Origin of the sequence: Sporolactobacillus caesalpiniae, assembly GCF_040513385.1 — a bacterium.
In the GTDB taxonomy this organism is placed as follows: domain Bacteria; phylum Bacillota; class Bacilli; order Bacillales; family Sporolactobacillaceae; genus Sporolactobacillus.
The window spans coordinates 324,299-336,926 of sequence record NZ_JBEVCB010000003.1 but is presented as its reverse complement, the minus strand read 5'-3'; the positions used below and the strand labels follow the sequence as shown (position 1 = coordinate 336,926).

The window sequence follows — 12,628 nt, the reverse complement described above, 5'->3', positions numbered from 1 at the left end:
ATTGTTTCTCGTGATGAAATGGCTTCAAGCCTTTACTTACGAAAATTGGACATGGTACTTTTGTTTTGTGGAGGATTCGTAACGTATGGTCCTGATCAGATGCATCAAAAATGTATATGGAGAGACAGTCGAAATCCCTACAGATTTCATGGAATCACGGCTGCTTTTCAAAGTGAACAATTTTTACATGGCTGAACAAGATAATGAAGGGCATTTAGTCACGCAGGATGAAGAAGGCGAGCCGCACATTATCGCCGACAGCAATGAGATCCTAAGTGGCGGCTCTTGGTTCCATGAACATTTTGTGCTCTTGTGAATGCGGTATCATCTGTTTAAATGAATGATCTTTGGGCAGGGGGACAGTAAATGAGCAGTATTCAATTTGAACTCGTGAAGAAGATCGGGACGGTGAATGAGTCACCCAACGGATGGTCGAAGCAGCTGAATATGATCAGTTGGAACGGACGCGCCCCGAAATATGATCTAAGAGATTGGGCGCCTGACGGGGAGAAAATGGGCAAGGGCATTACGCTCAGTGTGGATGAGATGAAAGCTCTGAAACTTTTACTTAATCAGCTTGAAGAATTAAACTGAATCAGGCAGCAAAAGGCGGATGGCAAGTGGCCATCCGCCTTTCCCAATTTTGATGTTTCAGATCTTCAGCGCAGCGCAGGACACTCAGCCGACTGAAGGGAACGAAGCTCGTCAATGAATGCTAACGCATGATCAAAATCCTCGTTCATCGTCCGTTTTTCAAGTGCTTTCACCTTTTCTACTGCTTCAACGCGCGGCAAATAGTCAAAATAAAGGAGTGTAGCGACACATTCAAGAAACCAAGTTTCTTGAGCTACGACGTGTTGTGTAAGACCGTGCATATTGGGCAGAACGTTTTTGTAATGAGACAAGAAATCCAGACCCGCCTCTGAAATGCGATAAGAGCATGTCTCATCTTTATTTTGAGTCTCTTCCCGATCTTCAATCAAAAAGCCAAAATCGCATAATTCCTCAAGTTGTACCGATAATTCTTCAGAATAAGGACCGTTGAAATGAAAATGAAAAATCTGGTGAAATGGAAAGCCGAGTCTCTGAAAAATATAAATGGATTTCTGCAGTTTCTTGCGTCCGGAGTTTCTACCTGACTGTTGAATTAATGCGGCAATTATTGCGTGGTCTTCCAACATGTTTCATTTCCCCCATGTAACATGATCTCAAATACTCGATTAAAAATGCTCCTTTTATGCTGTTTCTTAGATGCCTAAAATGTCTTGAATTGTTTTTCGATACGGTGAATGCTCCGGCAAATCAAGAATTCTGTCCTTCGGGTAGTACAGCTTGCAATCTGTTCGACGCATTCCGGTAATCGAACCCACAACATCAGATTCCTGCGAGAGTTCATGCAGTGTTCCATCCGGCATCAGAAGTTGAATCGGCTGCCGCTCCCCTTCCTCGCCCGGCCGATACAGATCATACGGAGAATTTGACGACGAATCCACTTCCAAATAGTAATCCGGATCAATGCCTGCGTCCCTGAACGCTTCCACCAGCCGATCCTTAAAGCCGATCAGTGAAGGTGTGAATTCAACATACTTAAAAAGACGGCGATTCATGAACCGAAAGCATAGATCGCTAAGAATAGCGTCCTCTTCTTCTTGCCAAGCTTGGAAAAAATAAAGGATAACCGATTCGTCTAATTTTAAATAATCTTGAAGCGTCATCTTCCCTTTAAAAATTTTAATCAGCGGATGCGGCGCATATTTGAAGTGGAAGCCTTGTTTATAGAGCACTTTCGCTCTGTGAAGAATTTGCGTAAGAATGACCTCCGCACTCCGCGTGACCGGATGGAAATACACTTGCCAGTACATCTGATAGCGGCTCATGATATAGTCTTCCACCGCATGCATCCCCGATAGTTTAAAAATAATTTGGTCATCCTGAGTGCGCATTACTCGCCAAATACGCTCCATATCAAAATGGCCATAGCTGACGCCGGTAAAATAAGCATCACGAAGAAGATAATCCATACGGTCGGCATCAATTTGACTTGAAATCAGGCTGACAACGAGGCGGTTTGGATACGTTTTACCAATGACATCAGCCACTTTTTCCGCAAACCCCTGACCTTGCTGTTCAAGCAGCCGATGAATTTCCGTATTGCCGAGTATAATCTTTTGCGTATACTCTTCATGATTGGTACCGAACACCTTCTCAAAGGAATGCGAAAACGGTCCATGCCCCACATCGTGGAGCAGCGCGGCGCAGAGTGCGATCATCGTCTCCGAATCATCCCAATGATTTCTATATTTGAAAATATCAATGACTCGTCTGGCAATTTCATAGACACCCAGTGAATGGCCAAAACGACTGTGTTCCGCGCCATGAAAGGTCAGAAAAGTCGTACCGAGCTGCCGAATCCGCCTTAAGCGTTGAAATTCAGGTGTCCCGATCAAGTCCCAGATTAGTCGATCACGGACATGAATATAGCGATGTACCGGATCTTTAAACACCTTTTCTTCATTCAATTTTTGATATGATCGGGTCAATGCCACCACGTCCTATTTGCTCCTTGCTCAGGTCCGTTCCCAGCTCCACAAGTCGCGAGGTTCTGTACTCATTATACCGTTACCGGATTAGATTGAAAGCGGGACATATACCGATTCAATTCATCGGTTCGTCCACAATCCGTTTCCTGTTCTTAAAATAGACCGGTGTCAACTTATATTCTTTTGCCATCGCCGCACCCAGAGGATACTTGACACCAATAGTTTCGGGCCCGTGGTTGTCCCCGCCAATCGTTACATATTGCCCGCCTAATTCGCGATACCGACGCACAATACTTTCAAGGCCTTCCCTAAACCCGTCCTGATCGATCAAGCGCAAATTAATTTCCAGGCAGATATCATTTTCGATCAGTGTGCTGAGAAAATTATCGATCAGCAGCGGGAAATCTTCATACCGAAGCACGTTGTCCGAATAGCTTAGATAACGGCATGGATAGTCAATGTGACCAAATGTATCGATGTACGGATTGCGATGAATCGTGTGCTCCGCATAGATTAAATACTGTGTAAAAAAATCCTGTTTGGTGAGAAAATTTTTCCCGCGATCCGTGTACATGTCATAATCCTGCAAATTATGTACCGAGCCAATAACCATATCAAACGGATGAGCGGCAACAATTTCACGATTGCGTGCGACATAGTCTTGCCTATTATCCAACCCAAGTTCAATACCTAATAAAAGATGCTCGCCACGATAGGCGGAATAGGTCTCAAAATAGTTACTAATCTCAAAGTCAACGGGAGCACCGTCGTCCTGGCGCTCATTTAAATCATAGTGCTCTGTAAGAACCAAATTTAAATGATAGCGCGCCGCTTCCTGAAGCGCTTCTTGAATGTCCATTTCCGCATCGAATGAGAAATGGGTGTGATTATGCGTATCAAAGGCCATGTTGATCCGTTCCTCCAATTACCGATTTACTTTTATTCAAAATTCTGTTGACCATTTGCCGATCCAGATAGACATGACGAACATTCTTCGCGTCAAAGCGGCAAATTTTGAAAACTCCTTGAACAAAAATGCCGATCAGCGATACCATGATCACTGTTCCAATCCCAACAGAGCCTCCTAAAAGCCAGCCAAACACTAGAGCCGCACCTTCGTTCACTGTACGAACCACGCGAACCGACTGTCCGGTCTTACGCGCGAGCACCACCATAAGCCCGTCCCTTGGGCCGGCGCCAAACCCCGCACTCATATACAGATAGGTTCCGAAGCTGATAATGATCAATCCTGCGAAAATCATAAGCAGTTGCGCATAGAAATGGTGCGCAATCGGAACAAGATGATTGAGGAGCAGCAAATCCATAAACAGCCCGATAAAAAGCATATTCGCCAACGTGCCGAATCCAATCTTCTCACCAAAAATTCTGTTCAGGATGACAATACATAAGGCTACCAGAATATTGGCCAAACCAATGGTAATTGGGAATGTTCTTGAGAGGCCTTGATGCAGTACATCCCATGGCTGCAAGCCCAGATTCGCGTTGATGGTGCAGACGGCGCCAAGCGCGAACAAAAAAAGTCCGATAAACAGTTTAGCCAAGTTAACCATGAGTTTCAAAAATGTTCCCCCTGTATCTGCGATAAATCATTCCAACCAATCATGTCATTTAGTGCACCTGTTTTACTTAATATCCTTTCAGTATAAGTTTAATTAGTCATTGAAACAACGCATACAGAAAATTAAATCTCACTTAGATCAGCGACCTACTTTTTCCCATGTTGGGTTGACGGATATCGATACTAGTGTTATATTTTGTCATACCAAATTTTTTATTTATTTGAAAAGGTTGATTATTATGTCTTTCCTATCCTACCTACGAGTCTTGATTATTATCTAGGGCCTTGGCAATCGCTGAAAATTAAACGATTGTCCGGGTCCTCCTTGGCGTAGGTGGGAGTCGGACAGAACTCCCATTCTTTTATGAATGGGAGTTTTTTCGTTCCACAGATTTAAAAACAGAAAGGATGAGAGAATTTGAGAAGTGATGAAATCAAGAAAGGCGTGGATCGCGCACCCGCACGCAGCCTGCTCAGAGCAACAGGCATGATAAAAAATGAGGAGGACATGCATAAGCCGTTTATCGCGGTGTGCAACTCTTATGTAGACATTGTTCCTGGACATGTGCATCTTCGCGAACTTGCCGATGTCGCAAAGAAAGCGATTCGAGAGGCCGGCGGAATTCCGTTTGAATTTAATACAATCGGCGTTGATGACGGCATCGCGATGGGCCACATCGGCATGCGCTATTCGCTCCCAAGTCGTGAGTTGATCGCAGACGCAGCTGAGACGATGATTAACGCCCACTGGTTCGACGGTGTTTTCTATATTCCGAACTGCGACAAAATCACACCGGGCATGATGCTCGCTGCTGTACGAACCAATGTACCCGCAATATTCTGTTCAGGCGGGCCAATGGAGGCGGGATTATCGGCACAAGGCAAGGCATTGACACTATCCTCCGTTTTCGAAGGCGTCGGTGCTTTTAAAGAAGGCCAAATGACCAAAGAGCAATTCCTCGATCTAGAAAAAACAGCTTGCCCGACTTGCGGATCCTGCGCCGGTATGTTCACGGCCAATTCCATGAACTGTCTGATGGAAATGATCGGCGTCGCCCTGCCTGGAAACGGAACGGCTTTAGCAACTTCCGATGAACGCCGCGATCTCATCAGGGAATCCGCTGTTCGATTAATGGATCTTGTAAAAAACAATGTTCGTCCACGCGACATTATCACCTCGGAAGCAATTGATGACGCGTTTGCTCTTGATATGGCTATGGGCGGATCAACCAATACCGTTCTTCACATGCTGGCCATCGCATCAGAAGCCGGTATCGACTATGACCTGAATCGAATCAATAAGGTTGCTGAAAAAGTTCCTTATCTTGCAAAAATCGCACCAAGCTCCTCTTATTCAATGAAAGATGTCCACGATGCAGGCGGTATGTCGGCAATTATCAAAACACTTGTTGATATGGGCAATGTTGTACACCCTGAACGAATCACGGTGACCGGCAAAACGATTCACGAAAATGTTGCAAATGCGAAGATTAAGAATCCGAACGTTATTCATCCGCTAGATCATGCCTACAGCAAAACAGGCGGTCTCTCCATTCTCTTTGGAAACATCGCGCCAAAAGGCTCTGCCATTAAAGCAGGCGGTGTGGATCCTTCCGTCAAGACGTTTACCGGTGAAGCCATCTGCTTTAATTCTCACGATGAAGCCGTTGAAGCCATTGACAATCATACCGTCCGTAAAGGCCATGTTGTTGTCATTCGTTACGAAGGTCCGAAAGGCGGCCCTGGAATGCCGGAGATGCTTGCACCTACTTCATCGATTGTCGGCCGCGGACTCGGCAAAGATGTCGCTCTGCTCACCGATGGACGTTTTTCCGGCGCGACGCGCGGCATCTCAGTCGGCCATGTCTCGCCTGAAGCCGCAGCCGGCGGGCCTATTGCGCTCGTTCAAGACGGAGACACCATCACCATTGATTTGGTCAATCGAACCGTTCATCTCGCCGTATCCGACGCAGAGCTTGCTGAGCGGCGTAAAGAACTAAAGCCATTTGTTCCAAAGGTTCGTTCCGGTTACCTTGCCCGTTACGCGGCACTCGTTACCTCCGCGCACACCGGCGGCGTCATGCGTTTGCCTGAAGCATGGTCAGAGGCTGATACAAAAGAAAAAGAGTCTGTCAGCGACTAAAATTCGGGGTCATTTTTAAAGACAGAGATCATCGCCCCTTATTAATTAAAAAAATAACAAGGATGCACGAAAACAGAAAGGATGTCTTTATTCATGAAAGCGATTGTTGCTACTGGACAGTTTCTAGGAAAATATTTCTCATTATTCGTTTTGGCAGCAGCTGCTGTCGGTTATTTTCAACCAAGCTTCATCACATGGGTCCTTCCCTACATCAACTATTTACTCGGAATTATCATGTTCGGCATGGGAATGACATTGAAAAAAACTGATTTCGCCGATGTGTTCAAACGACCGAAGGATGTCATTGTCGGCGTCTGCGCGCACTATTTGATCATGCCGCTCGTCGCCTTTGTCCTCTGCTATGCATTTAGACTGCCTCCGGCTGTCGCCGTCGGTGTTATTCTCGTCGGCTGCTGCCCGAGCGGTACCGCTTCAAACGTTATGTGTTTTCTCGCAAAAGGAGATGTCGCACTTGGCGTTTCCGTTGGTGCCGTGTCGACTTTAATCGCTCCGGTTATGCTGCCACTGATGCTTTGGCTGCTCGCCGGACACTGGGTGAAGATTCCGACTGCCTCTCTTTTTGTCAGTGTTGTCGAAATTGTTATTGTACCGATTGTTCTTGGCGTTCTTGTGAACACTTTCTTCGGTAAGAAAGTGCACAAGGTCACCCAAGCCCTGCCGCTCGTATCCACCGTTGCAATTATCCTCATCGCCGGCGGTGTAGTTGCCGCTTCAAACAAGAATGGCGATTTGTTAACGGCAAGCACACTGATCATCATACCGGTCGTTATGCTGCATAATCTGCTCGGCTATGCACTCGGATTCCTTTTCAGCCGCCTGCTCGGCATGAATCATCCGAAAAGCCGTGCCATAACTTTCGAAGTCGGCATGCAGAATTCAGCACTTGGTGTCGCGCTCGCCATGGCATTTTTCTCGCCCATGGCTGCGATACCTGCGACGCTGTTCAGCATCTGGCACAACATGTCCGGGTCACTGCTTGCCTCGTTTTGGGCAAGCAAGCAAAAATCCGAAACAAAAGCACCGAATGCCGAAGCAGTTACAACACAGTAAACAGTTGCTTCTCAACAATTAAATCAGCAACTTCGGATCGTCTTTGTCCGGCTGAAAATCATGCATTCAGAAGATGCAGAATTGCGTTGACTTTATTAATCGCGGATGTTATAGTAACGAAACCAAATTTATTCTGCAAGGGGTTTTCATCGTTATGTACCTATTCAGCGCGCGAGTCAATGTCATCTTGATCAGCTAGGACCTAAGGCATCCGTTAAAAAAATAACGTTTGTCCGGGTCCTCATTGACATGAATGGGACCTGGAAAAGCGCCCGTTCACAACTGCGAACGGGCGCTTTTTCTAGTTTTTTAGAAAGGAGTGCCTGTGTGAATGAATTTGGAGAAAACAAGCAATCCTTGGTATGAAAGAAGTTAACAACTACAGTAGACGAAAACAGAAGGGAAGAATTTTCATGAAGCATATCATCACGATCGGGCGCTATTTAAACGCCCACTTTGTATGGTTTGTTCTCGCTGCCGCCACCATTGCCTATTTTCGCCCAAGTCTTGCCACATGGGTCGTTCCTTATGTTCCCTACTTACTTGGTATCGTCATGTTCGGAATGGGTATGACGCTTAAACGTTCGGATTTTTCCGGCGTGTTCAAATCGCCGAAAGAAGTCACCTTGGGAGTCGTCGCCCACTACCTGATTATGCCGCTGCTCTCTGTAGCCGTCTGCGCGCTCTTCCAACTGCCCGACGCAATAGCGGCCGGTGTTATTCTTGTTGGTTGTTGTCCAAGCGGAACAGCGGCTAACGTGATGTGTTATCTTGCAAAAGGCGATGTTGCGCTTGGCGTTTCGATCGGCACGATTACAACATTCCTCGCGCCCATCCTACTACCGATACTGTTGCTCCTATTTGCCGGTCATTGGGTGCATATCCCGACATTGTCATTATTTATAAATATTTTTCAAGTTGTTGTGTTGCCGGTGTTTCTCGGATTGCTTATCAATACGTTTCTGGGCACCAAGGTCAGAAAGGCAACTTCCGCACTTCCACTCGTCTCAACCGTGTCAATTCTGCTCATCATTGGCGGTGTAGTTGCCGCAAACAGCGCAAATCTGTTCGCGGCGGGCATGCTTATTCTGATTCCCATTGTCATGCTCATCAATGTACTCGGATCGGTACTCGCCTTCTTTGTCAGTAAGCTGTTTGGCGTGAGTCATGTAAAAAGCAGGGCAATCACCTTTGAGGTCGCCACACAGAACTCCGCGCTTGGGCTATCCCTTGCGGTGCTCTTTTTCTCGCCGGCAGCCGCGATACCCGGCACGCTGTTCAGTGTCTGGCAAAATATTTCTGGACCGATGCTTGCCTCCCATTGGGCGAAAAAAGAGATGCATGGGGATACTTTGAAAACAGACCAGGCACCTGATCCGATCTAATTTAAACTAAATCACTCCAAAACAAAGTCCGTAAGCTTAATTAGCCCACGGACTTTGTTTTTCTTTTATCCATTATTTTTTGTACGTTTGAATCAACACTGAATCTGCTGAAGCACTTGCGTTAACCTGTGGAACAACGGCATCATAATCATTCGTATTTGTGACGATGACCATCGTCGTTGTATCATAACCTGCTTCCTTGATCTTGTCCGGTTCAAAGAGCGTTAAGATATCGCCTTTTTTCACCTTAGCGCCGGTCTCAACTTTCGGATCAAAATAGCGACCCTTGAGCTCAACCGTATTGATTCCAATGTGAATCAATATCTCCGCCCCTGATTCGGCTTTAATTCCATACGCATGTCCCGTTGGAAAAGCGACGGTGAGTTCCCCATCAACAGGAGAAACACAAGTTCCTGCCGATGGAATGACAGCGGCGCCACTTCCCATCGCTCCGGAACTGAATACCGGATCGTTAACAGACGATAGAGGCACAGACTTGCCTTCAATCGGGCTGTATACAGTATCCGCCAGCGTCAAATTCGTTGTATCTATTTCGGGCTCGGCCGATTCAACAGCAGACGCGGCTTCGTCAACATGGTCTAACCCGAGCTTGGCTGTTTTCTTTTCGGTGATGCTCTTCTTTCCCGAAGTCACTTTTGCAAACAATTTCTCCGTATTGCTTTCGTTAAATCCAAAAATAAGAACAAGCAGGAATGAACTGAGCAGGGCTACAAGAAAGCCGATAAATGCCCACACAATACTCGAATTTTTACCGATGAAAAGTGGCATTTCGAACACATTCATAATTGGCGTGTAATTAAAGCACTTAACACCCGCCGCACTAACAACAGCCCCGCCTAGCGCTCCGCCAACAAGACCGAAAATAAACCCTTTTTTATATTTTAAGTTAATGCCATAAATAGCTGGTTCAGTAATCCCGAAAAATCCGCTGATCGCGGCTGAAACCGCAATCTCTTTGTTTTTCAGTTTCTTTGCTTTAAAAATAGATCCAAATACCGCACCAAATTGTCCGGCTACGGCAACCATCATGACCGCAAGCAACGTATCATAACCATATGTTTGTATATTGATCAGTGAGATTGGCAAAATGCCCCAATGCAAGCCGAAAATAACAAAGATCTGGAAGGTCGCGCCAAGAATACCCCCGGCAATCAACGGGCTTAATTCATATAAAAATTTATAGCCGTACGCGAGTCCCGTACCAAGTGCCGTTCCAAGCGGACCGATGACGAGGAACGTTAGTAGTCCGGCAACAATTAATGTTAGAAATGGGACAAATACAAGCTGTGTCACGGCCGGCAGACGCTTCTTAAACCAGCGTTCAATATGGCTTTCCAGCCAAATGGCAAGAATTGTCGGAATAACTGCGCCACCATACGTTTTAAAATCAACAGCATAACCCCATAAATGAGCGACATCCGGAATTTTAGCGTCTGTGAGCGGATAAATCATCGCAGCTGCAAGCGCAACGGCAATGTACTTGTTCGTATTGAATTTGTCTGCTGCGGTTATCGCAATGAAGATCGGCAAAAGGGTAAATACGCCGCTCGCCAACGTATTGATTATTATATAAATTGGAGCATTTTCTACATGCATGCCAAGGTGTGCAGCAATTGTCGCAATGAGTATTGCGACACCCTTCAGTACACCAACACCTGCCAGCACGGAGATAAATGGAGTGAATATACCAGAAATAACAGCTACAAAGCGTTCAAACCAGTTCTCTGACTTCGCAGCATCACCATCAGATTCAGATTGTGCATCCTGTGACTTGCTGTCTACCGCACTAAAGCCATATTGGTCCATGATCGCTTCATAAACCGGCACAACCTCATCGCCAATAACAACCTGATATTGGCCGCCGGCGCTGACCGCAGTAAGCACATTCGGTAATTCTTCAAGGACTTCCTTATTAGCCTTGCTTTGATCGTTAAGCCTGAAACGCAGCCGCGTCGCGCAATGGATCAATGATTTGACATTTTCCCTGCCTCCGACATTAGTGACAATATCATTCGCTAATTGGCTATAATCCTTATTACCCATTCAATAACCTCCTATTAACCGTTTTCACTAATGAACGACAATAAATGATTCGCTCAAATCAAAAAAAAATTTTTGAAACAAAATGCTTGTATCTTTTTTTTCCAATAATAAAGGAGGTCATTAATCCACTAAAGATTGTGTTAATCTGTTAACCATCACTTATTGAGCAAATTTAGTGTAAAATAAAAACGCTTTCTTGTCAAATTAATTTTCATAAAATTATATTTTATATCAGCCTATTTTTCACACATCGATAAACTGAAATTTTTAACTAAGAAAAACCGGATATAAAGCGCCCGGTCCTTTATCACCAGCCATGTGTCATGGGTTCGTGTCTTTTCGGTACTGAATCGGCGATTCGGTTGCTCGCTTGCCGCGGGCAGTCCAGGAGCCTCCTCAGACAGGCTGTAATCTGCGGGGTCTCCTTTGGCCTGCGCTCCCACAGGCGTCTCGCACCTCCGCTCTGATTCTCAGCTAAGACACTGATGACTTTCGCTAAATGCGGTTTTGAATCATCAAGCTTGTCTTGAACAAACAGTTCTAGTTCATGAATCATTTTGATCCTTGATTAAGTAACGTGGCCGGAATAAAATAAGCGGAAAGTTTCCGGTTATATGCATTATGGCGCTTGTTTCACAGGTATATAAGGGTAATTTTTCCGGTTATGCACAGAAAAATTCATCATTTTCACGTTTTTCGATTCGATAAGCGGAATTTCTCCGTCTATTTAAGCGATTTTTTCATGCATTTTCTAATTAAGCGGAATTTTTCCGCTTAATTATCAGATTTTTATTAATATTTAACCATCATCCATTTTTCAATCGGCACAAAGCCCAGCTTTTCATAAATTCGTCCTGCTGCCGGGTTGTCGTAAAATAAGCACGGCTGTTTATGTTCTGCAGTAAGTGCACCGATCGTTTTGATCAGACAGCTTGTGGCAAAGCCTTGATGTTCGTACTCCTTTTTTGTACAGACACCAACGATCATCGCGGCACCTGCTGTCTCGGCCACCGTTGAGACACTGCTGACCGGTTCATTATTTCTTTCAATATAATAAGTTCGTGAACTACCCTTGTCCATATTCTTCTGCAGCATTGATGGGGTTTCGGTATAATTAGTAAATAGTGAATTTCGCAGCGCAACGACTTTCTCCGCTTCTTCCGGGAAAAGCATCTTCACATCTTTGCGAACGAGCGTCTGATCAATCGGAAGCCGGATATCCCGTTTCGCATAGTGGCATAACTGTTTTTTTTAAATCGGTACATCAATATGCGGAATAATCTTTTCCACCAAATTCTGCAGTCCGGAAAAATGCTTCAACTTGCCACTCTCCAGCATCACTTTTGCCCACGCATGACCATCCAAAAGGTCGGGATCGCGCGCATAAGGGATGAAATTACCTAAATAACGAAGCAAAATACTAAGCAGTTCACCTTGTTCATTAAAATCTCCCCACAAAGTGATCGTGTCGCCTTCCATACCAAAAGCTTCAATGTCTCCTAGAATAAATAGATTTTCTGCCGGCCGGTCACCGGCAAATGTAAGGACTAGATCTCTGTCTTTTTTTGTGAGCATCCGAATCATATGCGCGAGCCCCTCTCTGTTCTCAGTTTTCTGAATGAAAGATACAACACGATTCCGAGGATAACTTATGTCAATGATTATACGAAACCGCCGTCTGGATTAATGTTTGATTTACATTTTAGTTCATTTATAAGCAATTCGTTGTGACAGTCCGCACACTATTATCGATAGGATTTTTTGAACTAACGTGCGTCATTTTGGTACGGTCGGGTCTGTTCATGAAAAAAGAGCAGAATCCGCTTCTGCTCTTCGCCTTTTATTT

At 45.2% G+C, this 12,628-nt stretch carries 13 protein-coding genes; 5 read left to right on the top strand and 8 right to left on the bottom strand.

Annotated elements, in window-relative coordinates:
* Positions 1 to 85: 85 nt before the first annotated feature.
* Positions 86 to 316, top strand: coding sequence for a hypothetical protein (locus tag ABWW58_RS07595; protein WP_093670819.1), 231 nt, complete (start codon positions 86 to 88; stop codon positions 314 to 316).
* Between the two features lie 50 nt (positions 317 to 366).
* Positions 367 to 594 carry a YdbC family protein gene (locus ABWW58_RS07590; protein ID WP_093670821.1) on the top strand — a complete coding sequence of 76 codons (228 nt, stop codon included), beginning with the start codon at positions 367 to 369 and terminating at the stop codon, positions 592 to 594.
* Positions 595 to 659: 65 nt separating this feature from the next.
* Here ABWW58_RS07590 and ABWW58_RS07585 read toward each other — a convergent pair whose 3' ends face one another.
* The 4 genes from ABWW58_RS07585 to ABWW58_RS07570 form a co-directional block, all read right to left on the bottom strand.
* Positions 660 to 1,181: a YwgA family protein gene (locus tag ABWW58_RS07585; RefSeq protein WP_353868548.1), complete on the bottom strand. Its 522-nt coding sequence runs from the start codon at positions 1,179 to 1,181 to the stop codon at positions 660 to 662.
* Positions 1,182 to 1,247: 66 nt separating this feature from the next.
* Positions 1,248 to 2,540, bottom strand: a complete 1,293-nt coding sequence (locus tag ABWW58_RS07580) for an HD domain-containing protein (RefSeq protein WP_353868683.1) — start codon at positions 2,538 to 2,540, stop codon at positions 1,248 to 1,250.
* Positions 2,541 to 2,655: 115 nt separating this feature from the next.
* A complete protein-coding gene (locus tag ABWW58_RS07575; protein WP_353868547.1) occupies positions 2,656 to 3,447 on the bottom strand; it encodes a PHP domain-containing protein in 792 nt (263 codons plus the stop codon).
* Positions 3,437 to 4,111 carry a YczE/YyaS/YitT family protein gene (locus ABWW58_RS07570; RefSeq protein ID WP_510770842.1) on the bottom strand — a complete coding sequence of 225 codons (675 nt, stop codon included), beginning with the start codon at positions 4,109 to 4,111 and terminating at the stop codon, positions 3,437 to 3,439. The genes ABWW58_RS07575 and ABWW58_RS07570 overlap by 11 nt, the downstream gene beginning before the upstream one ends.
* A gap of 426 nt (positions 4,112 to 4,537) precedes the next feature.
* On the opposite strand from ABWW58_RS07570, the gene ilvD reads away from it, so the two are divergent.
* The 3 genes from ilvD (at position 4,538) to ABWW58_RS07555 (ending at position 8,718) form a co-directional block, all read left to right on the top strand.
* On the top strand, positions 4,538 to 6,262 hold the full coding sequence (gene ilvD, locus ABWW58_RS07565; protein ID WP_353868545.1) for a dihydroxy-acid dehydratase: 1,725 nt from the start codon (positions 4,538 to 4,540) through the stop codon (positions 6,260 to 6,262).
* Positions 6,263 to 6,355: 93 nt separating this feature from the next.
* Positions 6,356 to 7,333 (top strand): bile acid:sodium symporter family protein, encoded by a 978-nt coding sequence (locus ABWW58_RS07560; protein ID WP_353868544.1) that lies wholly within the window; start codon positions 6,356 to 6,358, stop codon positions 7,331 to 7,333.
* Between the two features lie 413 nt (positions 7,334 to 7,746).
* Positions 7,747 to 8,718 carry a bile acid:sodium symporter family protein gene (locus ABWW58_RS07555; protein ID WP_353868543.1) on the top strand — a complete coding sequence of 324 codons (972 nt, stop codon included), beginning with the start codon at positions 7,747 to 7,749 and terminating at the stop codon, positions 8,716 to 8,718.
* 72 nt (positions 8,719 to 8,790) lie between these two features.
* On the opposite strand, the gene ABWW58_RS07550 is transcribed toward ABWW58_RS07555, so the two are convergent.
* From ABWW58_RS07550 to ABWW58_RS07535, 4 genes are all read right to left on the bottom strand, one after another.
* A complete protein-coding gene (locus tag ABWW58_RS07550; RefSeq protein WP_353868542.1) occupies positions 8,791 to 10,782 on the bottom strand; it encodes a beta-glucoside-specific PTS transporter subunit IIABC in 1,992 nt (663 codons plus the stop codon).
* 307 nt (positions 10,783 to 11,089) lie between these two features.
* On the bottom strand, positions 11,090 to 11,338 hold the full coding sequence (locus ABWW58_RS07545) for a hypothetical protein (RefSeq protein ID WP_353868541.1): 249 nt from the start codon (positions 11,336 to 11,338) through the stop codon (positions 11,090 to 11,092).
* Between the two features lie 236 nt (positions 11,339 to 11,574).
* A complete protein-coding gene (locus ABWW58_RS07540; protein WP_353868540.1) occupies positions 11,575 to 11,955 on the bottom strand; it encodes a GNAT family N-acetyltransferase in 381 nt (126 codons plus the stop codon).
* Positions 11,956 to 12,033: 78 nt separating this feature from the next.
* Positions 12,034 to 12,366, bottom strand: coding sequence for a hypothetical protein (locus ABWW58_RS07535; RefSeq protein WP_353868539.1), 333 nt, complete (start codon positions 12,364 to 12,366; stop codon positions 12,034 to 12,036).
* Positions 12,367 to 12,628: the final 262 nt, after the last annotated feature.

Bases quoted from the DNA above. Each gene is read 5' to 3' on its own strand.
- ABWW58_RS07570 (WP_510770842.1), bottom strand. From the start codon at position 4,111: ATGGTTAACTTGGCTAAACTGTTTATCGGACTTTTTTTGTTCGCGCTT.
- ABWW58_RS07540 (WP_353868540.1), bottom strand. From the start codon at position 11,955: ATGCTTTTCCCGGAAGAAGCGGAGAAAGTCGTTGCGCTGCGAAATTCA.
- ABWW58_RS07595 (WP_093670819.1), top strand. From the start codon at position 86: ATGGTCCTGATCAGATGCATCAAAAATGTATATGGAGAGACAGTCGAA.
- ABWW58_RS07550 (WP_353868542.1), bottom strand. From the start codon at position 10,782: ATGGGTAATAAGGATTATAGCCAATTAGCGAATGATATTGTCACTAAT.
- ABWW58_RS07560 (WP_353868544.1), top strand. From the start codon at position 6,356: ATGAAAGCGATTGTTGCTACTGGACAGTTTCTAGGAAAATATTTCTCA.
- ABWW58_RS07575 (WP_353868547.1), bottom strand. From the start codon at position 3,447: ATGGCCTTTGATACGCATAATCACACCCATTTCTCATTCGATGCGGAA.
- ABWW58_RS07555 (WP_353868543.1), top strand. From the start codon at position 7,747: ATGAAGCATATCATCACGATCGGGCGCTATTTAAACGCCCACTTTGTA.
- ABWW58_RS07545 (WP_353868541.1), bottom strand. From the start codon at position 11,338: ATGATTCATGAACTAGAACTGTTTGTTCAAGACAAGCTTGATGATTCA.
- ABWW58_RS07585 (WP_353868548.1), bottom strand. From the start codon at position 1,181: ATGTTGGAAGACCACGCAATAATTGCCGCATTAATTCAACAGTCAGGT.
- ABWW58_RS07535 (WP_353868539.1), bottom strand. From the start codon at position 12,366: ATGATTCGGATGCTCACAAAAAAAGACAGAGATCTAGTCCTTACATTT.
- ABWW58_RS07590 (WP_093670821.1), top strand. From the start codon at position 367: ATGAGCAGTATTCAATTTGAACTCGTGAAGAAGATCGGGACGGTGAAT.